The sequence below is a fragment of the Terrabacter koreensis genome, assembly GCF_054783315.1.
This window is the reverse complement of record NZ_BAAGQU010000004.1, coordinates 777,829-800,753: the sequence shown is the minus strand read 5'-3', so window position 1 is coordinate 800,753 and position 22,925 is coordinate 777,829. Positions and strand designations below refer to the sequence as shown.

19 protein-coding genes are annotated in these 22,925 nt (G+C 71.2%); 12 read left to right on the top strand and 7 right to left on the bottom strand.

Features of this window, described 5'->3' with window-relative positions; translation table 11 throughout:
• Nucleotides 1-16: 16 nt before the first annotated feature.
• The 3 genes from ychF to ACYVNR_RS06490 all read right to left on the bottom strand — a co-directional run bounded on the left by ychF (nt 17) and on the right by ACYVNR_RS06490 (nt 2,559).
• Complete coding sequence (gene ychF, locus ACYVNR_RS06500) at nt 17-1,102, bottom strand: redox-regulated ATPase YchF (protein ID WP_461047344.1); 1,086 nt, start codon at nt 1,100-1,102, stop codon at nt 17-19.
• A gap of 64 nt (nt 1,103-1,166) precedes the next feature.
• Nucleotides 1,167-1,706 (bottom strand): histidine phosphatase family protein, encoded by a 540-nt coding sequence (locus ACYVNR_RS06495; RefSeq protein ID WP_461047342.1) that lies wholly within the window; start codon nt 1,704-1,706, stop codon nt 1,167-1,169.
• A gap of 13 nt (nt 1,707-1,719) precedes the next feature.
• Nucleotides 1,720-2,559, bottom strand: coding sequence for a thioesterase family protein (locus ACYVNR_RS06490; protein WP_045191854.1), 840 nt, complete (start codon nt 2,557-2,559; stop codon nt 1,720-1,722).
• An 85-nt stretch (nt 2,560-2,644) separates the two neighbouring features.
• Here ACYVNR_RS06490 and ACYVNR_RS06485 point away from each other — a divergent pair, with 85 nt between their 5' ends.
• Complete coding sequence (locus ACYVNR_RS06485; RefSeq protein ID WP_461047340.1) at nt 2,645-3,835, top strand: DNA recombination protein RmuC; 1,191 nt, start codon at nt 2,645-2,647, stop codon at nt 3,833-3,835.
• Nucleotides 3,836-3,922: 87 nt separating this feature from the next.
• Nucleotides 3,923-5,626, top strand: coding sequence for a substrate-binding domain-containing protein (locus ACYVNR_RS06480; protein ID WP_461047338.1), 1,704 nt, complete (start codon nt 3,923-3,925; stop codon nt 5,624-5,626).
• A gap of 55 nt (nt 5,627-5,681) precedes the next feature.
• Here ACYVNR_RS06480 and ACYVNR_RS06475 read toward each other — a convergent pair whose 3' ends face one another.
• Nucleotides 5,682-6,716, bottom strand: coding sequence for a 4-hydroxy-3-methylbut-2-enyl diphosphate reductase (locus tag ACYVNR_RS06475; RefSeq protein WP_458798535.1), 1,035 nt, complete (start codon nt 6,714-6,716; stop codon nt 5,682-5,684).
• A gap of 150 nt (nt 6,717-6,866) precedes the next feature.
• Here ACYVNR_RS06475 and xseA point away from each other — a divergent pair, with 150 nt between their 5' ends.
• Both xseA and ACYVNR_RS06465 read left to right on the top strand, forming a co-directional pair.
• On the top strand, nt 6,867-8,414 hold the full coding sequence (gene xseA / locus ACYVNR_RS06470) for an exodeoxyribonuclease VII large subunit (protein ID WP_461048289.1): 1,548 nt from the start codon (nt 6,867-6,869) through the stop codon (nt 8,412-8,414).
• A gap of 10 nt (nt 8,415-8,424) precedes the next feature.
• On the top strand, nt 8,425-8,772 hold the full coding sequence (locus ACYVNR_RS06465; protein WP_082081025.1) for an exodeoxyribonuclease VII small subunit: 348 nt from the start codon (nt 8,425-8,427) through the stop codon (nt 8,770-8,772).
• 12 nt (nt 8,773-8,784) lie between these two features.
• On the opposite strand, the gene ACYVNR_RS06460 is transcribed toward ACYVNR_RS06465, so the two are convergent.
• Nucleotides 8,785-9,324, bottom strand: coding sequence for a DUF4245 domain-containing protein (locus ACYVNR_RS06460; protein WP_461047335.1), 540 nt, complete (start codon nt 9,322-9,324; stop codon nt 8,785-8,787).
• Nucleotides 9,325-9,669: 345 nt separating this feature from the next.
• Between ACYVNR_RS06460 and glpX the strand changes: the two genes are divergently transcribed.
• From glpX to ACYVNR_RS06420, 8 genes are all read left to right on the top strand, one after another.
• Nucleotides 9,670-10,662, top strand: coding sequence for a class II fructose-bisphosphatase (gene glpX, locus ACYVNR_RS06455; protein WP_045191858.1), 993 nt, complete (start codon nt 9,670-9,672; stop codon nt 10,660-10,662).
• A gap of 8 nt (nt 10,663-10,670) precedes the next feature.
• Nucleotides 10,671-11,606, top strand: a complete 936-nt coding sequence (locus ACYVNR_RS06450; protein WP_461047333.1) for a carbohydrate kinase family protein — start codon at nt 10,671-10,673, stop codon at nt 11,604-11,606.
• Between the two features lie 241 nt (nt 11,607-11,847).
• A complete protein-coding gene (locus ACYVNR_RS06445) occupies nt 11,848-13,572 on the top strand; it encodes a substrate-binding and VWA domain-containing protein (protein ID WP_461047331.1) in 1,725 nt (574 codons plus the stop codon).
• Between the two features lie 203 nt (nt 13,573-13,775).
• Nucleotides 13,776-15,134, top strand: a complete 1,359-nt coding sequence (locus ACYVNR_RS06440) for an ABC transporter substrate-binding protein (RefSeq protein ID WP_052677383.1) — start codon at nt 13,776-13,778, stop codon at nt 15,132-15,134.
• Nucleotides 15,131-16,288, top strand: a complete 1,158-nt coding sequence (locus ACYVNR_RS06435) for a carbohydrate ABC transporter permease (RefSeq protein WP_461047328.1) — start codon at nt 15,131-15,133, stop codon at nt 16,286-16,288. The genes ACYVNR_RS06440 and ACYVNR_RS06435 overlap by 4 nt, the downstream gene beginning before the upstream one ends.
• A complete protein-coding gene (locus ACYVNR_RS06430; protein ID WP_461047326.1) occupies nt 16,285-17,148 on the top strand; it encodes a carbohydrate ABC transporter permease in 864 nt (287 codons plus the stop codon). The genes ACYVNR_RS06435 and ACYVNR_RS06430 overlap by 4 nt, the downstream gene beginning before the upstream one ends.
• Before the next feature lie 171 nt (nt 17,149-17,319).
• Nucleotides 17,320-19,032, top strand: a complete 1,713-nt coding sequence (locus tag ACYVNR_RS06425; RefSeq protein ID WP_045191863.1) for a fumarate hydratase — start codon at nt 17,320-17,322, stop codon at nt 19,030-19,032.
• Nucleotides 19,033-19,034: 2 nt separating this feature from the next.
• A complete protein-coding gene (locus tag ACYVNR_RS06420) occupies nt 19,035-19,550 on the top strand; it encodes a beta-class carbonic anhydrase (protein ID WP_045191864.1) in 516 nt (171 codons plus the stop codon).
• 115 nt (nt 19,551-19,665) lie between these two features.
• Here the strand turns inward: ACYVNR_RS06420 and ACYVNR_RS06415 are convergent, their stop codons facing one another.
• Nucleotides 19,666-20,847: a low temperature requirement protein A gene (locus ACYVNR_RS06415; protein WP_461047324.1), complete on the bottom strand. Its 1,182-nt coding sequence runs from the start codon at nt 20,845-20,847 to the stop codon at nt 19,666-19,668.
• Between the two features lie 39 nt (nt 20,848-20,886).
• On the bottom strand, nt 20,887-22,920 hold the full coding sequence (locus tag ACYVNR_RS06410) for a M3 family metallopeptidase (RefSeq protein WP_461047322.1): 2,034 nt from the start codon (nt 22,918-22,920) through the stop codon (nt 20,887-20,889).
• Nucleotides 22,921-22,925 lie beyond the last annotated feature (5 nt).

Genomic DNA, 22,925 nt, shown 5'->3' with positions numbered 1-22,925 from the left:
CAGGAGGAAAAACTGGCTACACGTTGAAGCGGAACTCCACCACGTCGCCGTCGGCCATGACGTAGTCCTTGCCCTCGATGCGCACCTTGCCGGCCGCCTTGGCCGCGTTCATCGAGCCGGCCGACACGAGGTCGTCGAAGCTGACGACCTCGGCCTTGATGAAGCCGCGCTGGAAGTCGGTGTGGATGACGCCGGCCGCCTGCGGGGCGGTCCAGCCCTTGCCGATCGTCCAGGCGCGCGACTCCTTGGGGCCGGCCGTGAGGTAGGTCTGCAGGCCGAGGGTGTGGAAGCCGGTGCGGGCGAGCTGGTCGAGGCCCGACTCGTCGGCGCCGAAGCTCTGGAGCAGCTCGAGCGCTTCCTCGGGCTCCATCTCCATGAGGTCCATCTCGAGCTTGGCGTTGAGGAAGACCGCGTCGGCGGGCGTCGCGAGCTCGCGCAGGGAGGCCTGCAGCTCGGCGTCGGAGAGCTGGTCCTCGTCGAGGTTGAAGACGTAGATGAACGGCTTCGTCGTGAGGAGTCCGAGCTGCTTGGCCTCGCCGAGGTCGATGCCCGCGGCCGCGGCAGCGGCGTACAGGGTGTGGCCCTCCTCGAGGACCTTCTGCGCGGCCTGCGCGAGCTCGAGGGTCGCCTTCTTGTCCTTGTTGATCCGGGCCTCCTTCTCGAGGCGCGGCACCGCCTTCTCGAGGGTCTGGAGGTCGGCGAGGATGAGCTCGGTGTGGATCGTCTCGATGTCGCCGGCCGGGCTGACCTTGCCGTCGACGTGCACCACGTCGCCGTCCTCGAAGGCGCGCACGACCTGGCAGATGGCGTCGGCCTCGCGGATGTTGGCGAGGAACTTGTTGCCCAGGCCCTCGCCCTCGCTCGCGCCACGCACGATGCCGGCGATGTCGACGAAGCTCACGGTCGCGGGCAGGATCTTCTCGGACCCGAAGATCTCGGCGAGCGCACCGAGCCGGGCGTCGGGCAGCGGCACGACACCGACGTTGGGCTCGATCGTCGCGAACGGGTAGTTCGCGGCGAGCACGTTGTTCTTGGTCAGCGCGTTGAAGAGCGTCGACTTGCCGACGTTGGGGAGACCGACGATTCCGATGGTGAGTGCCACGGGGTCAGGAGTCTACCGGCGCTGGGACCCGCTCCGGACCACGCCGCCTGCCGTGCGGCCCGCGTCACTCGAGCGTCCACTCCCAGCCGGGCTGCCAGGCGAACGGGGCACCGACGAGCTGCTCGAGCGGCGTCCCGTCGAGGAGGTGCTGCAGCGCCCACCGGTTGGCCGAGTGGGCGACGAGGAGCACGCGCTGGCCCTCGTGGTGACGCCGCAGGTCGTCGAGGACGGTCGCCGTGGCCTCGACGACGTCGCGGTAGCTCTGCCCGCCACCTGGGAACGGGACGTCGACGTGGTCGAGTCGCACGCGGTCGAGGTCGGCGACGGTCCCGCCGTTGAGCACGCCGTAGTCGCACTCGCGGAGGCGCTCGTCGGCGACGAGCGGCACCCCGCTGCCGGCATACGCGAGGTGGGCGGTCTCGACGGCACGACCGAGGTCGGAGCTCCAGACGGCCGCGAACCCGCCGGCCGGGCGACGCCGCCCCAGCTCTGCAGCAAGGCTGCGGCCCTGGGCGGACAGGCGTCCCGGCAGCCAGCCGGTGGCGATCCCCGCCTCGTTGTCCTCGGTGATCGAGTGGGTCTCGTAGACGAGCTCGACGGCCACGGAGCGGCTCCCCTCAGCGCGGCATCCGCACGCCGCAGAGCTGGCGTGACTGGGCCACGAGGTTGCCGGCGGAGTCCCAGATCAGGGCGTCCTCCTCCATCATCCCGCCGCCGAGCGTCTCGCTCGACAGCGAGACCCGCAGCCACCCGGGCGCGGGACGGCGGCGGATGTGGCCGGTGAACTCGAGGGTCGGGGTCCAGCCGAGCAGGCCGAGGTCGAACGCCACCGGGGGGAGCGCGTCGAGCGCCATCATGAGCATCGTCGTGTCGGGCTCGCGGCCGTCGCGCAGCCGCAGCCAGCCACGCATGACGCCGCGCATCGACGGCTTGCCGAGGGCCCAGCCGGCCGTCGAGGGGTCGAGGCGCAGGTCGAGGCGCTCGAGGAACTTCGCGTTCGCGAGGAAGTCGGGTGGCGCCTGCTCGGCGGAGAGGCACCGGTCGGGCGGCGGCAGGTCCGGTGGGCCGGCCTGGCGCTGCACCTCGAGGTCGGTGAGGTTGCCGAAGGACCCGATGGCCCGCATGCGCTCGACCGGCTGCCCGTCGTCGCCCGCCTGGTGGATCGCCATCTGCCCGGTCGAGAGCGTGCGGCCGCAGCGCATCACCTCGGTGGTGACGGTGAAGGGGCCGGGCCGGGAGGCGGTCATGAAGTAGGCGGAGAGCACCACCGGGTCGACGTGCTCGGTGGTCTCGGTCGGGTCGGCATCGAGGTGCCCGCCGAGGGCACGCAGCGCGGTGGCCATGACGAGGCCGCCGTTGACCGCGTTGCCGATCATCCACTCCTCATGGAAGGTCCCGTGCCACGTCGTCGGGTCGTCGCCGGCCTCGAGCCGGGTCGCGTCGTCGTACTCGCTCACGGGTCAAGGTCTAACAGACGCACCCGACCCCGTATGCCGGGGTGTCGCCTCCGCCACTGTCGGCGCCCTCTGCGACGGTGTGCGCATGGACACCACCGCGCTGCTCGTCGGGCTCCTCCTCGGAGGACTGGTCGGCGCCGTCGTCGCCTGGCTCGCGGCACGGTCGGCCCTGCTCGCCCGGTCCGCTGCGGCCGAGGCCGAGCGTGACGTGCTGCGCGAGCGCGTCGGCGACCTCGAGGCCGCACGCGAGGTAGACGACGCGACGGCGGCCCTCCTCGCCCCGCTGCGCGACACCATCGGGCGGGTGGAGCGCCAGGTCGGCGCGCTCGAGCGTGACCGCTCCCTGCAGTTCGGCCAGCTGGGCGAGCGTCTCACCGAGGTGGGCCGCTCCACCGAGTCGCTCCGTTCCGAGACGGCGACGCTCGCGAGCGCCCTCAACGCCTCGACGGTGCGCGGCGCCTGGGGCGAGGTGCAGCTGCGCCGGGTGCTCGAGCTGTCGGGACTCATCGCGCGCTGCGACTTCGACGAGCAGGTCACCCGCGTGAGCCGCCACGGCGCGACGGTGCGGCCCGATGCCGTGATCAACCTCCCGGGCTCGCGCCACGTCGTCGTGGACTCCAAGGCGCCGATGGCCCACTTCCTCCAGGCGCACGGCGACACCGTGTCCGAGGTCGAGCGGGCCGAGCTGCTCGCGGCCCACGCCACGTCGCTGCGACGCCACGTCGAGAGCCTCGCCGCCAAGGCGTACTGGACGGCCTTCGACAGGTCGCCCGAGGTCGTCGTGTGCTTCGTGCCCGGCGAGGCCATCCTCGCGACCGCGCTCGCCGACGACCCCGGCCTCTACGAGCACGCCCTGGGCCGCAAGGTCGTGCTGGCCTCCCCCGGCACCCTCTTCGCGGTGCTGCGCACCATCGGCGCCATCTGGCAGCAGGACGCGCTCGAGCAGAACGCCCGCGAGCTGCTGGTCATCGGTCAGGACCTCTACGCGCGGCTCGCCACGCTCGGCGGGCACGTGACCACGATGGGCCAGTCGCTCTCGCGCTCGGTCGAGCAGTACAACAAGTTCGTCGGCACCCTGGAGTCGAGGGTGCTCGTCACGGCGCGACGCATGCACGAGCTGCACCTGACGAGCGAACGGCCGCCCGAGCTCCTCCCCCTCGAGGTGGCGCCCCGGTCGCTCAGCGCGGCCGAGCTCACCGACGACCTGGGCCGCGACGCCCGCGACGACGCCTTCCTCGAGCGCGCCGCCGGCGAGCGCGGCGAGCAGTCGGCCTGACCACTCGACGATCGATGTCCGTTTTGTCCGGAAAATGGACACCCGTTGGGCGGCAACGGAAAATACGCGCGTGAGAACAGGTGCAGCGTGACCGGGGCGGGGGGCCCGGGTCCTGAGCGGCCCGGCGGTCCGGGTCGACGCGTCGGACCGTACGAGCAGAGCCTGCGTGAGTCGCGCGAGCGGGTCGAGGCCGCCGTGCGTGAGCGGGCGAGGCGACGTCGGCGCACGCGCGTGGCCGGCAGCGTCGCCGTCGCCGTGGTCGTCGCGGGCCTGGGCTACGGCGCGTACCGCTACCTCGGAGCCTCCGACGTCCCGACCGCGTTGCCCACGACGGCCCCGCGGCCCACGTCGTGCACCGACCCCGTCAAGGTCCGGGTGTCGGCAGCGCCTGCGATCGCCCCGGCCCTCGCTGCCGCGGTCGACGACCTCGCCAAGCAACCCGATGCCCCGTGTGCCGCCTTCACCGTCGACTCCGACGAGCCCTACGCGGTGGCGGGTTCGCTCGTCGGCGCCGGGCGCCCCGACGCCTGGGTCACCGACTCGACGGCCTCGCTGAACCGGGCGAGCAGCGTCTCGGGTGCCGGCCTCGACGCCGGTGAGCCCTTCGCCTCCAGCGCCGTCGTCATCGCCATGAAGGACGCCCAGGCGTCCGCCCTCGGCAACCGCCTGGGCTGGGCCGACCTGCTGGGCGGGTCGGTGCAGATCCGGATCCCCGACCCGCGCCGCTCCGCGGTCGGCCAGGCGGCCGCCTCGGTCGCGGTTCCGCTGGTGCCGCAGGCACGCCTGCGAGCCGTCGCCGCTGCTGCCGGGGCGTCCGGCAGCGCCGTGTCGCTGGAGGAGGTGGCGACGTCGGACGGGCGCGTCGGCGCCGCGGTCACGCTGCCCCAGCTCGTCGCCTGGAACACCGCGCACCCCGACCAGTCCCTGGCCGCCGTGGCCCCGGCCGAGGGAGCCCCCGCCGTGGACTACTCGGTCGTCTCGCTCGCCACGGACGCCGCGAAGAAGCCCCTCGTGGCGGCACTGCAGAAGCACCTGACGTCGGACGGCACCCGAAAGCTGCTGCAGGACAGCGGCTTCCGCACGAAGGCGGGCGATCCGGCCCAGCCCTCACCCCTCTACGGCACGATCTCGGTCGCCGGCGAGGCCGGCGGCGCCCCGCTCGCCACGGCGTCGAGTCTCTGGGCAGCCTCGTCGAAGCGCACCCAGGCGCTGATCGCCGTCGACGTCTCCGGCTCGATGCTCGAACGCGACAAGGAGGGCAAGCGGCTCGACGTCCTCCAGCGCGCGACCGTCCGCGCCGTCGGCGGTGCGAACCCCGACACCACCGCGTCGCTGTGGATCTACTCGCAGCACATCGGCGCACGCGGTGACGACTTCCGCCAGCTCGTCGACTACACCCCGCTCGGCGACGCCGCGCGGGTCGCCGGCTTCGACAAGGCGGTGGCCGGTCTGGACTCCTTCGTCGGCGGTGGCAGCGGCCTCTACGACACGATCGCGTCGACCTACGACCGCGCGAAGAGCACGTGGCGGGCCGGCTACACCAACACGGTGGTCATGGTCGTCGACGGCCCCAACGAGGACGACTTCGGCCTGAGCCTCGAGCTGCTCAAGCAGCGGCTGACCGCCGCGAAGGACCCCGCGCGACCGGTGCGGCTCGTCGTGCTCGGCCTCGGCGACCGCGTCGAGGCTTCGGCGATGCGCCAGGTCGTGGCCATCACCGGGGGCCAGTTCGTCGCCGCCCCGTCGCTGGACCGGTTGCAGCCGGCCCTCGTCAGCGCCCTCGGGGGCTGACCGCCCGCGGTGGCCGCCGGACGGCCCCCGGCCGCCCGCTCGGGGCACCGGGCTCTCAGTGGAGCGAGCCGGCGTCCTCGAAGGCGGCGTCGTGGCGCACCGTGCCCGAGTCCTCACCCTTGCGGGCCTTGAGGTCGCGGCGCAGCTCGTTGGGCAGTGAGAAGAGCAGCGACTCCTCCGCGGCGACCACCGCCTCCACGTCGGCGTAGCCGCGCTCGGCGAGCCAGCTCAGCACGTCGCGCACCAGCACCTCCGGCACGCTCGCGCCGGAGGTGACCCCGACGGTGCCCACACCCTCGAGCCACTCCTCCTGGATCTCGTCGGCGAAGTCGACGAGGTGCCCGTCACGCGCGCCGTGCTCGAGGGCCACCTCGACCAGGCGCACCGAGTTCGAGGAGTTGCGCGACCCGACGACGATCATGAGGTCGGTGTCCTTGGCCATCTGCTTGACCGCGAGCTGGCGGTTCTGGGTGGCGTAGCAGATGTCGTCGGAGGGCGGGCTCTGCAGGGCGGGGAACTTCTCCTTGAGGCGCGCGACCGTCTGCATCGTCTCGTCGACCGACAGCGTGGTCTGCGAGAGCCACACGACCTTCTCGGGGTCGCGGACGGTGACGTTCTCGACGTCGTCGGGACCGTCGACGAGGGTGATGTGCTCGGGCGCCTCACCGGCCGTGCCGACGACCTCCTCGTGGCCCTCGTGGCCGATGAGCAGGATGTCGAAGTCGTCGTCGGCGAACCGCACCGCCTCGCGGTGCACCTTCGTCACGAGGGGGCAGGTGGCGTCGATCGTCTTGAGGCTGCGGGCCTTCGCCTCCTCGTGGACGACCGGCGCGACGCCGTGCGCCGAGAAGATGACGGTCGCGCCCTCGGGCACCTCGTCGGTCTCGTCGACGAAGATGGCGCCGCGCTTCTCGAGCGTGGTGACGACGTGCTTGTTGTGCACGATCTGCTTGCGCACGTAGACGGGCGGGCCGTAGAGCTCGAGGGCCTTCTCGACGGTCACGACGGCCCGGTCGACGCCGGCGCAGTAGCCGCGCGGCGCCGCGAGGAGGACCTTCTTGGCGGACGTCTGGTCGGCGGGCTGGATCATGGCCCCATCGTAGAGGGCTGCTCACAGCCCGCCCCGATCCCCGGTCCCGCCCGGGCGACCGACCGAGCAGGCCGCAGCCCACCGGGAGGAGGTGCCGGAGGGTTGTGACCGGCCCGGTAGGTTGCGGGGCCTAGGGTGACGCGGGTGAGCATGACCAGCCCGCTGCCCGTCAAGGCCGCCGACACCACGGCCGAGCAGCCGTGGCCGGTGCGGGTGCTCAGCCTCAAGATCTCCGACTACGTCGACCGGATGAGCCAGCTCTGGGTCGAGGGGCAGGTCGTGCAGTTCAACCCGCGGGGCGGCACCGCGTTCCTCACGCTGCGGGACCCCGACGTCGACATGTCGCTGTCGGTGTCGGTGCCGATGAACGCCGTCAACGCCATGCCGATCCCCCTGGCGCAGGGCGCCCGGGTCGTGCTCCAGGCCAAGCCGACCTTCTGGACCAAGCGGGGCACGCTGCAGCTCGAGGCCCGCCAGATCCGTCCCGTGGGCATCGGAGACCTGCTCGCGCGCGTCGAGATCCTCAAGCGGACGCTGGCCGCCGAGGGCGTCTTCGACGCCGAGCGCAAGCGACCGATCCCGTTCCTGCCGCGGCGCGTGGGGCTCGTCACCGGCCGCAGCTCGGCCGCGGAGAAGGACGTCGTCGAGAACGCCCGGCGTCGCTGGCCCGGCGTGGTGTTCGAGATCCGCGAGGTGGCGGTGCAGGGCACGTCCGCGGTCACCGAGGTCGTCGCGGCCCTGCGCGAGCTCGACGCCCTGCCCACGGTCGACGTCATCGTCATCGCGCGCGGCGGCGGCGCCCTCGAGGAGCTGCTCCCCTTCTCCAACGAGGCGATGATCCGTGCGGTCGCCGAGGCCCGCACCCCGGTCATCAGCGCCATCGGCCACGACGTCGACCAGCCGCTCCTCGACCTCGTGGCCGACTGGCGCGCGTCCACCCCGACCGACGCCGGCAAGAAGGTCGTGCCCGACGCGGCCCGCGAGCGCAGCACCGTCGACGGGGCCCGCGACCGGCTCCGGCGCGCCCTCGTGCGCCGCGTCGAGTCCGAGAGGTCGGGGCTGCGTGCGCTCGTCTCCCGACCCGTCATGGCCGACCCCGTCGCACTCGTGCGGGCGCGTCGCCAGGAGGTCGCCGCCCTGCGCACGAGGGCCACCGCGCGCATCGAGGCGCGGCTGCACCGGGCGGCCGACCAGACCGAGCACCTGCGCCGGCAGGTCGTCGCCCTCTCCCCGCAGTCGACCCTGGAGCGCGGCTACGCCGTCGTGCAGCACCGCGACGGCCGCATCGTCATGGACCAGGACGACGTGGGCGTCGGTGAGCTGCTGCGTGTGAGGGTCGCCCGGGGCGACTTCGGCGTGCGACCGGTCAGCGACGGCGCCGACGAGACCTCGGAGCGTGGGGCGCCGCGTACGCGATCGGCGGGCGACGGGACGTCGGCCGCCCGGAAGACCGCGCGCGCCACGACCCGGGCGACCACCTCGCGCAGGACGGCCGCGACGCGGAGCGCGACCGAGGCCGTCGTCAAGGAGGGCGTGAAGCAGGCGGCGCGCAAGCCGACCGCCAAGCAGGTCGGCAGGCCGGCGAGGAAGACGACCGGCTCTGCTCCCGCTGGCTCTGCCGAGGCCCTCCCCCTCGACCCCCAGGAGTCTCCCGGCGGCGACGGCGGCGACGGCGGCGACGTCACCCGCAGGTCATAGGGTGGCGCCCATGGCTGACGCGACCTCGACCGACGGCACGTTCCCCGACATCGCCGAGATGCGCTACGAGGACGCCCGCGAGGAGCTCATCGGCATCGTCGCCAAGCTCGAGGCAGGGCAGGCGCCCCTCGAGGACTCCATGCACCTGTGGCGCCGCGGCGAGGCGCTCGCCGCCCACTGCAGCACGTGGCTCGACGGAGCGCAGGCCGAGATCGAGCGGGCGACCCGGCCGGCAGCCGCGCCCTCGACCGGAGGGTCGGCCGGCAGCTCGGCCGGCAGCACCACCGGCACGTCCACCGGGGCCGCCCCTGCACCGCTGCACGCAGACGACGCGGTGTTCGACGACGAGGACGCCTGACGGCGCCTGACCTCAGGTCGTGGGCGACGGCGACGGGCTGACGCCCGGAGCGGGCGGCACCGGCGCCAGCGCCGCGACGAACGCCTTGAGCTCGTCGTCGGACGCCGTGCCGCTCGCCACCAGCGTCAGCCCCTTGGCACCGGTGCCGCGCACGAGGTACGCGACCTGCCCGGCGTCCTGGGCGACGAAGCGCTCGAGGGAACGACCCGACACCTGAACGGTGCCGGCCGGCGTGCCGTCGCCCACCGACCGGCGCACCCAGCCGTCCGTCACCCGGACCGCCTGCTTGAGCGCGATGTCCTTGCCGCTCGGCGTCGTCCACACCGTCGTGAAGGTGGGCACCCCCTCGGTGCCGGGAGCGTACGTCGCGACGGTCGGGACCCAGCCGTCGCCCAGGCCCTTGGGCAGCTGGACCGGCCAGGCCGTCTGCGCCGCGACCTGGCCCGCCTTGGCCGCCGCGTCGACGGCGGGGCGCTGCACCGACGTGATCCGCGGGACGATCGCCACGAGCGCAAGCACGAACAGGCCGATGACGAGCATCGAGCGCAGCATGTTCGGCAGGGTCCCCATCGAGTAGCGGCTCTTCGCCGGAGCCGGAGCCGGAGCCGGAGCCGCACCGGGTGCCGCAGGGGTTCCCGGCGTCGGGTCCGTCCCAGGCGCCGGCGAACCGGGCGCGGCAGGCTCGGCAGTCTCGGTGGGCTCGGTGGGCTCGGTGGGCTCGGTGGGCTCGGGGGGCGTTGAAGGGACCGCGGACGACGGTGCGGACGACGGGGGTGTCGACGGCGTCGACGGGGTGCTCATGTCGTCCATGGTCGCCGACGTGCGGACGCCGTCCAAACCCGGGTGGGGCCACCGCTAGGCTGGCGCCGACTCGTTCTGCGCCGACGGAGGACCTTGATGAAGCACAGCCAGCCGGATCGCAACCTCGCTCTCGAGCTGGTTCGTGTCACCGAGGCAGCCGCCATGGCCGGCGGCCGCTGGGTGGGCCGCGGTGAGAAGAACAAGGCCGACGGCGCCGCGGTCGAGGCCATGCGCGCGATGATCTCGACCGTCAGCATGCGCGGGGTCGTCGTCATCGGCGAGGGCGAGAAGGACAACGCCCCGATGCTCTTCAACGGCGAGCAGGTGGGCGACGGCACGGGCCCTGAGGTCGACGTCGCCGTCGACCCCATCGACGGCACGACGCTCACGGCCAAGGGCATGAACAACGCGGTCGCCGTCATGGCCGTCGCCAACCGGGGTGCGATGTACGACCCGTCCGCCGTGTTCTACATGGACAAGCTCGCGACCGGCCCCGAGGCGGCCGACGTCGTCGACATCCGCCTCCCGGTCGCCGAGAACATCCGGCGCGTGGCCAAGGCCAAGAACGAGACGCCGGCAGACGTCACCGTGGTCATGCTCGACCGGCCCCGCCACGACGGCCTGGCCCAGGAGATCCGCGACACGGGCGCCCGCATCCGCTACATCGTCGACGGGGACGTCGCGGGTGCCGTCATGGCCGCCCGCCCCGGCACCGGTGTCGACCTGCTCCTCGGCATCGGCGGCACGCCCGAGGGCATCATCGCCGCCTGCGCGATCAAGTGCACCGGCGGCGTCATCCAGGGCCGGCTCTGGCCCAAGGACGACGACGAGCGCCAGAAGGCCATCGACGCCGGCCACGACCTCGACCGGGTGCTGGCCACCGACGACCTCGTCACCGGCGAGTGCTTCTTCGTCGCGACCGGCATCACCGACGGCGAGCTGCTGCGCGGCGTGCGCTACGGCGCCAAGTCGGCCCGCACCAACTCCCTCGTCATGCGCTCGCGCAGCGGCACGATCCGCACCATCGACAGCGAGCACCGCTTCGACCGCCCGGGCTGGTTCGGCAGCGCCGACATGATCGAGGACTGAGCACCGCCATGAGCCAGCCCACCCCCGTGCACACGCTCGTCATCGGCGAGGCCCTCGTCGACGCCGTCACCACACCGGGTGGCGCCACCGAGGAGCACGTCGGCGGCAGCCCCGCCAACGTCGCGTTCGGCCTCGCCGCGCTCGACCACCCCGTCGACCTCGCGACGTGGATCGCCACCGACGAGCGCGGACGCCGCATCGAGGACGTATGCCGTGAGCGAGGGGTCGCCCTGACCGCCGGCTCCCAGGGCGCACCCTTCACGTCGGTCGCCTACGCGACCCTCGACGACACGGGCGCCGCGACCTACGTCTTCGACCTCGAGTGGCAGGTGGCCTCGGTCCCCGGCCTCACGGCATACGGCCACGTCCACACCGGCAGCATCGGCGCCGTGCTCGAGCCCGGTGGCAGCCAGGTGCGCGAGATCCTCACGGTCGCCCGCGGGCTCGGAGCCACGGTGTCCTACGACCCCAACGCCCGGCCGGCGCTCATGGGGCTGCCCGAGCAGGCCCGGCGCACCATCGAGGAGTCCATCCGTCTCGCCGACCTCGTGAAGGTCAGCGACGAGGACATCGCCTGGCTGTGCCCGGGAGAGTCCGAGGACGACGTGCTGCGCGGCTGGGCCGGGCTCGGCCCGTCGGTGATCGTCATGACCCGTGGCGGTGAGGGCGCCGTGGTGCGGGTCAGCCGCACCGGCGAGCAGCAGGCCCTGCCGGCGCCCCACGTCGACGTCGTCGACACCGTCGGCGCGGGCGACTCGTTCATGGCCGGACTCGTGTCGGGACTCCTCGACGCCGGACTGCTCGGCGGCCCCGAGTCGCGGGCCCGTCTGCAGCAGGCCGGTCTCGCCGACGTGCTGCCGGCCGTCGAGCGGGCCCTGGCCACCGGTGCGCTCACGGTGGGCCGGGCCGGCGCGCACGCGCCCACCCGCTCCGACCTGACCTGACCTGACCTGACCCGGCCGGCCCGGACCGGACCGGACCGGACCGGAGCCACCTGCGGTCGGCTCTCGACCCCCCCGACCCGGGCCGGGGCAAACCGTCTCGAAGAGCACCAGACCGGACAGATCGGTCATTCGACAAGATGCCCCGGGGTCAGGCACCATTCTGCGCGAGCCGCCGGGTAGTTTTGGCCGGTGGTTCACCCTGACGCCCCGGTGCCGGGGCGTCCTCATGTGAGGAAACCTCGTGTCCAACCCCACCCCTCCACAACGCCCGATGGGGCCGTACGAGAAGAGCCTGGTCGAGAGTCGGGCCAACCGTAAGGCGCTCGAGGCGAAGATCGCAGCAGCACGGCGCAACCGCATCATCGCGGCCGTGCTGGGTGTCGTGCTGCTCGCCGGCGCCGGCCTCGGCGGCTTCGTCTGGTGGCAGGGCCGCGAGTCCACGCCCGTGGCCGCCCTCACGGCGACCCCGGGCAAGAGCTGCCCCGAGCGGACGCCGGTGTCGCTCTGGGTGTCGGAGGCCGCGCAGCCCGCGGTGCTCGCGCTCGCCAAGGAGTACCAGGCCGACCCGCAGTCCCCCTGCGTCGACTACGTCGTGCGCGGCAAGGCACCCATCGAGGCGATGATCGGCCTCGGCCAGGGCCAGCCCGACCGGCCCGACGGGTGGATCCCCGACTCGCCGCGCTGGGTGGAGCGCGTCAACGAGACGGCCAAGCTCAACGCCAAGCCGGCGGGCGCCTTCGCGAAGAGCCCGCTCGTCATCGCGATGGACCCGCAGCAGGCCGGCACGCTCGACGGCCAGCCGAAGTGGCTCGACCTCGTCGCGTCCGACAAGCCGATCCGCATGACCGACCCCCGCTCCACGACCGCCGGCATGCTGACGCTCGCGTCCGCCCTGCCGAAGCTGTCCGCCGAGCAGGGCCGCGTCGTCATCCCCAAGCTGGCGAAGGGCTCGGCTCCCTCGATCGACGACCTGTTCGGCGCCTACAACGCCTCCCCCGACAAGGCGTCGGCGTTCCCGGTGTCGGAGGCCGACCTCATCGACCACAACCGGCTCTTCCCCGACCACAGGATGGTCTCGGTGACCCCGAGCGAGGGCACGCCCGCCTTCGAGTTCTCCCTCGTCAACGTCGCGACCGACCCGGTGCGCGACCAGGCGGTCGAGCTGCTCCGCGCGTACCTCATGACGCCGAAGGCGGCCAAGATCTTCGCCGAGTACGGCATCCGCTCGACGGCGGTCCCGGTGACGATGCCGACCCCCCAGGGCAGCGTCGGCGAGGTGAAGATCGGCGCCACGCCCGACGCGGCCGCCGTGACCGCCGCCACCGACGTCTGGCAGACGGCCACGACCGACTTCTCGCTGCTGTCCGTCTTCGACGTGTCCGGCTCGATGAAGGACAAGGTCGGCAACACGACCCGCGTCGCGATCACGCAGGAGGCGGCCGGCATCGCGCTCGCCGCCCTGCCGAAGACGACGAAGCTGGGCCTCTGGGCCTTCTCCATCGGGCTCGGCGGCTCCGTCGACTACAAGGAGCTCGCCCCGATCGGCCGGCTCGACGACGACAGCCACCGGGCGCAGGCGGCCACCGCGGTCGCGTCGCTCTCCAAGAACGTCGGCGGCGGCACCGGCCTCTACGACACCATCTGGGCCGCGTACCAGAAGGTGAAGTCGCAGTACGACCCCCAGCGGGTCAACGCCGTCGTCATCCTGACCGACGGACGCAACGAGGACCCGAACGGCATCTCGCTCGAGCAGCTCAAGGCCAACCTGCGCGCCGCGAGCGACCCGAGCAGGCCGATCGCCATCACCACGATCGGCATCGGCCCCGACGTCGACCCGAACGCGCTGTCGCAGATCTCGAAGATGACGTACTCCGACTTCTACGCCGCTCCCTCGCCCGCCGACATGACGACGGTCCTGGCCCGGGCTCTGTTCGACCACAAGTGCAAGAACGGTCGCTGCGTCTGACCCGTCCCGTCACACCGTTCACACCCGAAACAGCTCGCGGCCCCCGGTCCTCTGGGGGCCGCGTGCTGTTTGTGGGTAGGTCACGGTGCAGTTTCACCCACTGGACCGGCCATGCCCGACGCGGTAGGAATGGAGTACTCGACGTGACGGTCGTCACGCCGATCGGTGGGGATCGACGCAGAACTCAACGACGAGGAGCGACCATGAGCGGTATCCCTAGACGGGCCCTGAAGGCAGGCGGGGTGGTCGGAATCGCCACGCTGGTGCTGGCCGGCTGTCTGCAGAACCCGAACGCGTCCGGTGGCTCCGGCGGTGCCGGGGGTGGCGGCACCATCGTCGACGGCGGCAGCGCCGACAACGACAAGAAGGTCACGATCCTCGGCGCCTTCGGCGGCGACGAGGAGAAGAACTTCAACGCCTCGCTCGCCGAGTTCGAGAAGAGCAGCGGCATCGACGTGCAGTACACGTCCGACCAGGACTTCACGACGACCATCAAGCAGAAGGTCGGCGCCGGCGACTCCCCCGACATCGGCCTCTTCCCCCAGCCCGGCGGCCTGCTCGAGTTCGCCGCGCAGAAGAAGGTCGAGCCGATCGACACGTTCCTCGACTACGACAAGCTCCAGGGCACCCTGCTCACCGGCTTCCTCGACGCGGGCCGCTACAAGGGTCGTGTCTACGGCGCCCCGATGCGCAACGCCGTCAAGAGCATCGTCTGGTACCCCAAGGCCGCCTACGAGAAGGGCGGCTACAACAAGGCACCTGGTTCGATCCAGCAGCTGCAGACCGACGTCGCCGACAAGATCGCGGCGGCCGGCATCACCCCGTGGTGCATCGGCTGGGAGTCGGCGCAGGCGACCGGCTGGGTGGGCACCGACTGGGTCGAGGAGCTGATGCTGCGCATGTACGGTCCCGACGTCTACGACGACTGGACCTCGCACCGCATCCCGTTCAACGACGACCGGGTCGTCAAGGCCCTCGACGAGGCGGCCAAGTTCAACAAGGACCCGAAGATGGTGCTCGGCGGCACCAAGGGCGTGCTGACGACCGCCTTCGGCAACGCGATGACCCCGGCCTTCTCCAACCCGCCGAGGTGCATGCTGCACCGCCAGGGCAACTTCGCCACGACCTTCTACCCGAAGAACGTCCAGGCGGACCTCGACAACCAGGTCGGCATCTACGTCTTCCCGAAGTTCGAGGGCGGCTACGACGGCCAGGCGATCCTCGGCGGCGGCGACCTCGCGGGCCTCTTCAACGGCAACGACCCCGACGCGAAGAAGGTCATGGAGTTCCTGACCTCCGACAAGTTCGGCGGCCCGTGGGCCAAGGCCGGCGGCTGGCTCTCACCGCACAAGACGTTCGACACCAGCAACTACCCCAACGAGACCACGAAGAAGATCGCCGAGATCGCCAACAGGGCGAGCGTCCTGCGGTTCGACGGGTCCGACCTGATGCCGAAGTCGATCGGCTCCGACGTCTTCTGGAAGGAGATGGTCAAGTGGGAGGGCGGCCAGTCGTCCAAGCAGACGGCTGACAACATCGAAGCCGCTTGGCCGAAGTCATGACCGCCGGCACGAGCGCGGCAGCGCCGCGCCAGAGTCTGCGCGCCGACGACGACCCGCAGGCAGCCCTGCGCACGCAGCCGGTCAAGATCGCCGTCGGCCTCGTCGGCATGATCCTCACCGTGTGGGCCCTCGGCAACCTGTTCCTCGCCTTCGGCTTCTACCCCGAGAAGTTCGGCAGCAAGATCGTCATCGGGCTGCTCGCGATCGTCGCGGGCGTCGGTGGCGCGGCCGTGATCTTCTACTTCCTCAACATGTTCGTCGAGGGGCTGCCCGCACGGCTGTCGGAGGGAATGATCCCCTACGCCTTCATCCTGCCGGGCTTCGCGCTGGTCGCGCTGATGCTCATCTACCCGACGTTCCAGACGATCAACTACTCGTTCGCGAACTCCGACAGCACCGCGTACGTCGGGCTGCAGAACTACCGGACCATCTTCGGTGACTCGGAGTTCTGGTCGTCGATCGTCAACAACGTGCTGTGGCTGGTCATCGTGCCAGCGGTCGTGGTGGCGTTCGGCGTCGTCGTGGCGGTGCTGTCGGACAAGCTGTCGGCGAACGGCGAGAAGTTCGCCAAGAGCCTGATCTTCCTGCCGATGGCGATCTCCTCGGTCAGTGCCGTGTCCATCTGGGCCCTCGTCTACGCCTACAACAACCCGGGCCAGGCCCAGACCGGCCTGCTCAACGCGATCTGGACCAGCCTCGGTGGCGACCCGCAGACGTGGCTGCAGATCAGCACGGCCAAGCTCAACTCGATCCTGCTCATGGTGATCCTGATCTGGCTGCAGGCCGGTTTCGCCATGGTGCTGCTGAGCTCCGCGATCAAGGGCGTCCCCGAGGACACCCTCGAGGCGGCACGCATCGACGGTGCCGGCGAGTTCCAGATCTTCTGGCAGGTCGTCATCCCGCAGATCAAGGGCACGATCATCACGGTGTTCGTCACCGTCTTCATCACGGTGCTGAAGATCTTCGACATCGTCTACGTGTCGACCAACGGGCAGTACGGCACCAACGTCATCGCGAACCTCTTCTTCAACAAGCTGTTCGCGGCGAGCGAGGCGGGGCAGGCGACCGCCATCGTCGTCGTCCTGCTCCTCGCGGTGACCCCGCTCATCTGGTACCAGATCAAGCACTTCCGCGACGAGGAGGCGAACCGATGAGCCGCAAGCTGATGAAGGACGGGCGACCCCGCAGCCCGTTCTCGATCACCGTGATGGCCCTGCTCGCCCTCCTGTGGTCGATCCCCACGATCGGGCTGCTCATCACGTCGTTCCGCACGCGCGACGACGCCCAGTCCTCGGGCTGGTGGACGGCGCTGTTCAACCCCTTCGGCGCCAACTGGACGGCGAGCAACTACTCCGGCGCCTGGACCGGACAGGACTTCGGGTCGGGCTTCATCAACAGCCTCGTCGTCGCCATCCCGGCGACGATCATCCCGATCATGTTCGCGGCGTTCGCCGCCTACGCGTTCACCTTCATGGACTTCAGGTTCAAGGAGCTGTTCTTCCTGCTCATCATCGCCGTCATGGTCGTGCCGATCCAGGTGGCGTTCCAGCCGATGCTCGGCATCCTCGGCCCGCGCGGACTCGGCATCAGCGGGCAGTACATCGCGGTGTGGCTGTTGCACACGGGCTTCGGCATGCCGCTGTGCATCTACACGCTGCGCAACTACATGAGCACGCTGCCGCGCAGCGTCGTCGAGTCGGCGAAGATCGACGGCTGCAGCCACTACCAGACGTTCTGGCGGCTCGTGGCCCCGATGTCGATCCCGGCCATCGCGGCCTTCGCGACCCTCCAGTTCCTCTGGGTCTGGAACGACCTGCTCGTGGCCAAGCTCTTCCTCAAGAGCGAGAACACGACGGTCATCGTGAAGCTCCAGCAGCTGCTCGGCACGCAGGGCCAGGGGCAGGAGCTGCTCACGGCCGGCGCGTTCATCTCGATCATCGTGCCGATGATCGTGTTCGTCACCTTGCAGCGGTTCATGATCCGCGGCATGACGAGCGGTGCCGTCAAGGGCTGACCCACCTCGGCCCGCGGCGGGCTCGCGCCCGTGGCACCTCGCGTCAGTCCCCTCCCGGCCGTTCACTAGGCTGGGAGGGGACTTTCGTATGCCGTGTGGCCGCCCAGCTCACCACGGCATACGTCCGTGCGGTGGGCGCCCCGGCCCGCCGGTGAGTGCAAGGAGCATGTCGTGGCCGACTTCGCCTACGAGGACCTGCTGCCGATCGGCGCCGACGAGACGCCGTACCGGCTGCTGACGACCGAGGGCGTGCGCGCCGTCGAGGGCCCGGGAGGCCGCACCTTCCTCGAGGTCGACCCGGAGGCGCTGCGGCTGCTCACCGAGACGGCCATGCACGACATCGCGCACTACCTGCGGCCGGCGCACCTCCAGCAGCTGCGCAACATCCTCGACGACCCCGAGGCGAGCAACAACGACAAGTTCGTCGCGCTCGACCTGCTCAAGAACGCCAACATCGCCGCGGGCGGCGTGCTGCCGATGTGCCAGGACACCGGAACCGCGATCGTGATGGGCAAGCGCGGCCAGCACGTGCTCACCGCCGGCACCGACGAGCAGTCGATCAGCGAGGGCGTCTACGACGCGTACACCCGCCTCAACCTGCGCTACTCGCAGATGGCCCCCATCACGACGTGGGAGGAGAGGAACACCGGCTCCAACCTGCCCGCGCAGGTCGAGCTCTACGCCGACACGGCCCCCGGCCACGAGGCGCAGTACAAGTTCCTCTTCATGGCCAAGGGCGGCGGCTCGGCCAACAAGAGCTACCTCTACCAGGAGACGAAGGCGATCCTCAACGAGGACGCGATGATGCGGTTTCTCGACGAGAAGCTGCGCTCGCTCGGCACGGCGGCGTGCCCGCCCTACCACCTCGCCATCGTCATCGGCGGCACCAGCGCCGAGTTCGCCCTCAAGACGGCCAAGTACGCGTCGGCGAAGTACCTCGACTCGCTGCCCACGTCGGGGTCGATGACCGCGCACGGCTTCCGGGACACGGAGCTCGAGGACAAGGTGCTCGAGCTGACGCGCCAGTTCGGCATCGGCGCCCAGTTCGGCGGCAAGTACTTCTGCCACGACGTGCGCGTCGTGCGCCTCCCCCGTCACGGCGCGAGCCTGCCGGTCGCCGTCGCGGTCTCGTGCTCGGCCGACCGCCAGGTGCTCGGCAAGATCACGGCCGACGGCGTCTTCATCGAGCAGCTCGAGACCGATCCCGCGCGCTTCCTGCCCGACGCCGGCGCGGTCGACCTGGGCGAGCACGAGGACGACGCCGTCGGGGTCAGCTCGATCAGCCGCAACGTCGTCGTCAAGATCGACCTCAACCAGCCGATGGACGACATCCTCGCCGAGCTGAGCAGGCACCCCGTCAAGACGCGCCTGTCGCTCACCGGCCCCCTCGTCGTCGCGCGCGACATCGCCCACGCGAAGATCAAGGAGCGCCTCGACGCCGGCGAGGAGATGCCGCAGTACCTCAAGGACCACCCCGTCTACTACGCCGGCCCCGCCAAGACCCCCGAAGGTATGCCGTCCGGCTCCTTCGGGCCGACGACGGCGGGCCGCATGGACTCCTACGTCGACCAGTTCCAGGCAGCCGGCGGCAGCAAGGTGATGCTGGCCAAGGGCAACCGGAGCAAGCAGGTCACCGACGCCTGCGACGCGCACGGCGGCTTCTACCTCGGCTCGATCGGCGGCCCGGCCGCGCGGCTCGCGCAGGACTGCATCAAGCACGTCGAGGTGCTCGAGTACGAGGAGCTCGGCATGGAAGCCGTGTGGAAGATCGACGTCGAGGACTTCCCCGCCTTCATCGTCGTCGACGACAAGGGCAACGACTTCTTCGCCGAAGTCAGCAAGCCGATGGCCTTCACCATTACCAAGCGACCCGGACTGGAGTGACTGTGACTGAGAACGCCTCTGCCGCAAAAGGTTTCGACGACCTGATCGCGGCCAACCGCGCCTACGCCGACAGCTTCGACATGGCGGGCTTCGACGGCATCGCCCGGGCGGGCGTCGCCATCGTGACGTGCATGGACTCGCGCATCGACCCGCTGGGGCTCGTCGGGCTGCGCCCGGGCGACGCGAAGATCTTCCGCAACCCCGGTGGCCGCGTCGGCACGGACGCCCTCGAGGCGCTCGTCCTCGCGACCCACCTGCTGAACGTCAACCGCATCCTCGTCGTGCCGCACACGCGCTGCGCGATGGCCTCCAACACCGAGGCCGAGCTTCGCGAGCGGGTCGGTGCGAGCGCCGGCGAGGACGCCTCGTGGATGACCTTCCACGCGATCACCGACCAGGAGCGGGCGTTGCGCGAGGACCTCGCCAAGGTGCGCTCGCACCCGCTCATCGCTGCGGGCACCGAGGTCGCCGGCTTCGTCTACGACGTCGACACCGGCCTGCTCCGCCAGGTCGACTGACCCGGAAGCGTCTCCACCCCCGCCTCCACCCCCGCCTCTTCGTCGAACGCCGCGTTCGATGGCGAACGCGCTGCTGTGACAGTGAGCTCGTCACCGAACGCGGCGTTCGGTGGTGTCAGGAGGGGGTGGGAGTGCCGCCTCGGGTCTGCCACACGTGGTGGGCCACCACGGCGGCGAGCATCACTCCGAGGGCCAGCACGGTGATCCCGATGGGCGGCGCCACCGCTGCGACCGACAGCGCGGCCAGCCCGACCGCGATGCCGACGCGCCGCTCGACCGCCGGCGCACCCGCCAGCGAGTGCATCGCCGTCAGGCACCACACGTAGACCGCGACGGCGCCGGCCAGCGCCAGTCCGACGACCCGCGGCGACGTGTGCGCCTCCTCCTGCACGAGGTCGACCGCAGCCGCCAGACCCGCACCCGTGGCGGCCACCGACGCGAACACGAGGTAGTGCCCGTAACCGGTGAGGAAGATGCTGCCGATCGAGCCCTCGAAGAGCCCGGAGTGGTCGCGCTTGAAGTAGAGCCACCACATCGAGAAGACGAGGAGCAGCCCGCCCACCACGAGCGTGAGCAGCCCCGTTCTCGCGCCGGCGTCGAGCGCCCCCTGCACAGCCTGCACCGCGGCGAGCACCACCTCGCCCAGCACGATGAGCGTCAGCAGGGCGTACCGCTCGGCGATGTGGTGGGGGTGGAACGGCGTGAAGCCGCGGCGTTCGGCGAGCACGGGCACCATCAGCTCGAGGACCACGAGGGTGAAGAACGACGCCTTGAGCACGGCCTCCCCCTCGAGCAGCAGCCGCGCGATCCAGAGCGCCTGCACCGCGGTGATCCCGGCGGCATACGTCAGGGCGGTGCGGCGCCCCTCGGGGTGACCGCCGGCGGCACGCAGCCACATCGCGACCATGGCGAAGCGCATGAGCGCGTAGCCGCCGACGACGAGCCCTGACTGCCCGTCGTCGAAGAGGTCGGGGATACCCGCCGCGAGCATGAGCGAGCCCACCATGATCGCGAAGGTCAGCAGGCGGTAGGGCACGTCGTCGCAGTCGTAGGACGAGGCGAACCACGTGTAGTTCATCCAGGCCCACCAGATCGCGAAGAAGACCATCACGAAGTTCACGAGGTCACCCAGGTGCCCCTCCGCGAGCCCGTGGTGCCACTGCGCGGCGGCGCTCGCGATGGCGACGACGAAGACGAGGTCGAAGAACAGCTCGAGCGGCGTCGCGACGCGGTGCGCCTCGTGCGGGTCACGAGGCTGCATGCGTCGAGAGAGCGGCACGGCGTTGACGTGGCTCACGGCCCGAGTCTGCCAGCAACCCCGCGACGGATCGACGGGTCAGCCGAGGCCGCGACGCTCGAGCAGGTGCGTGATGTCGGCGTCGGCGCCCCGGAACTCCCGGTACGACTCGAGCGGGTCGGCGGCGCCGCCGATGCCGACGACGTGGCGACGGTAGCGGTCGCCGTTCTCCCGGGTCAGCCCGCCGTTGTCGTGGAACCAGGCCACCGTGTCGGCGTCGAGCACCTCGCTCCAGATGTATGCGTAGTACTGCGCGTCGTAGGAGTAGGAGAAGGTGTGCGCGAAGTAGGTCGACCGGTAGCGCGGCGGCACCAGCGGGTGCGCGAGCCCGACCCGCTCCAGCGCCTGCGCCTCGAAGGCCTCGACGTCGGTGACGGCGGCGGCCTCCTCGACGCCGAGCGCGTGCCAGGCCTGGTCGAGCAGCGCGGCCCCGAGGTACTCCCCCGTGCCGAAACCCTCGCCGAAGGACTGCGCGGCGACGAGCCGGTCGACGAGCTCCTGCGGCAGCCTCTCCCCCGTCTCGTGGTGCACCGCGTAGCTCGACAGCACCTCGGGCCACAGCATCCACATCTCGTTGACCTGGCTCGGGTACTCGACGAAGTCGCGGAAGACGCGGGTGCCGGCGAAGTGCGGGTAGGTGACGCGGGCGAGGAGCCCGTGGATGGCGTGCCCGAACTCGTGGAAGAAGGTGCGCGTCTCGTCGTAGGTGAGCAGCGTCGGCTCGCCGGCGCCCGGCTTGGGGACGTTGAGGTTGTTCATGACGACGGCGTGCGGCTGCTCGAGCAGCCCGTTCTGGTGCACGAGGCTGTTCATCCACGCCCCGCCCTTCTTCGTGTCGCGGGTGTAGAGGTCGAGCAGGTAGAGCCCGAAGGCCGACCCGTCGGCGTCGTGCACCTCGAAGACCCTCACGTCGGGGTGGTAGCCGACGAGGTCGTCGCGCTCGTGGAAGGTCAGCCCGTAGAGGCGCTCGGCGGCCAGGAAGATGCCATCCTGCAGCACCCGCTCGGCCTCGAAGTACGGCCGCATCGCGGCGAGGTCGACGGCATACCTCGAGGCGCGCACTCGCTCGGCCCAGAAGGCCCAGTCGTGGGCCTCGACGGGCTCGCCTGCCTCCTCCTCGAGGAGCGCCCGCTCGGCCTCGATGTTGCGGGCGGCCGCGGGTGCGAGCCGCCCGAGGAGCCCCATGACGCGTTCAGGGGTGCGGGCCGTGGAGTCGGCGAGGGCGGCGTGGGCGTGCGTGGGGTAGCCGAGCAGGCGCGCCCGCTCCGCCCGGAGGCGCACGATCTCGAGGACGAGGGCCTTGGTGTCGTCGGCGTTGCCGCGGTTGCCGCGCGCGCTCTGGGCCTCGTGGAGGCGCCGTCGCACGTCTCGGTTCGTCAGCGACGCGAGGTGCGGGTGTCCGGTGGGCAGCACCAGCGTGATGAGCCACTTGCCGTCGTGGCCGTGCTCGCGGGCGGCCGCTGCAGCGGCGGAGATCTCGCCGGCGGTGAGGCCGTCGAGCTCGGCCACGTCGTCGACGAGGACGGCGAGGTCGTTGGTGTCGGCGAGCAGCTGCTTCTCGAAACGGGTGTTCAGGGTCGCGAGCCGGCCGTTGAGGTCGCGTAGGGCCGCCTTGGCGTCGTCGTCCAGGCCCGCACCGGCCACCGTCATCTCGGTGAGGTGTCGCTCGACGAGCCGGCGCGACTCGGGGTCGAGGGCGGCCATCGCCTCCTCGTCGTCGCGCACCGCCCTGATGCGCGCGTAGAGCCGGGGGTCGAGTCGTACGGCGTCGCCGTGGGCGGTCAGCTTCGGCGCGTACTCCTCCTCGATCGCCTGCACCGCGTCGGTCGCGAGCGAGCTCGAGGTGCCGAAGAACGCGAGGCTGACCCGGCTCAGGGTGCGCCCCGACCGCTCGAGCGCCACGAGGGTGTTCTCGAAGGTCGGCGCCTCGGGGTTCGTGGCGATGGCCTCGACCTCGGCGAGGTGCTCGGCCATGCCGAGGTCGAACGCCTCCGGGTAGTGCTCGTCACGGATCAGCGCGAAGGGCGGCAGCGAGAACGGCAGCGGGCTCGGGGCGAGCAGGGGGTTGGGCATGACGG

Bases quoted from the DNA above. Each gene is read 5' to 3' on its own strand.
- ACYVNR_RS06475 (WP_458798535.1), bottom strand. From the start codon at position 6,716: ATGATCCAGCCCGCCGACCAGACGTCCGCCAAGAAGGTCCTCCTCGCG.
- ACYVNR_RS06485 (WP_461047340.1), top strand. From the start codon at position 2,645: ATGGACACCACCGCGCTGCTCGTCGGGCTCCTCCTCGGAGGACTGGTC.
- ACYVNR_RS06410 (WP_461047322.1), bottom strand. From the start codon at position 22,920: ATGCCCAACCCCCTGCTCGCCCCGAGCCCGCTGCCGTTCTCGCTGCCG.
- ACYVNR_RS06460 (WP_461047335.1), bottom strand. From the start codon at position 9,324: ATGCTGCGCTCGATGCTCGTCATCGGCCTGTTCGTGCTTGCGCTCGTG.
- ACYVNR_RS06430 (WP_461047326.1), top strand. From the start codon at position 16,285: ATGAGCCGCAAGCTGATGAAGGACGGGCGACCCCGCAGCCCGTTCTCG.
- ACYVNR_RS06465 (WP_082081025.1), top strand. From the start codon at position 8,425: ATGGCTGACGCGACCTCGACCGACGGCACGTTCCCCGACATCGCCGAG.
- ACYVNR_RS06440 (WP_052677383.1), top strand. From the start codon at position 13,776: ATGAGCGGTATCCCTAGACGGGCCCTGAAGGCAGGCGGGGTGGTCGGA.
- ACYVNR_RS06435 (WP_461047328.1), top strand. From the start codon at position 15,131: ATGACCGCCGGCACGAGCGCGGCAGCGCCGCGCCAGAGTCTGCGCGCC.
- glpX (WP_045191858.1), top strand. From the start codon at position 9,670: ATGAAGCACAGCCAGCCGGATCGCAACCTCGCTCTCGAGCTGGTTCGT.
- ACYVNR_RS06450 (WP_461047333.1), top strand. From the start codon at position 10,671: ATGAGCCAGCCCACCCCCGTGCACACGCTCGTCATCGGCGAGGCCCTC.
- xseA (WP_461048289.1), top strand. From the start codon at position 6,867: ATGACCAGCCCGCTGCCCGTCAAGGCCGCCGACACCACGGCCGAGCAG.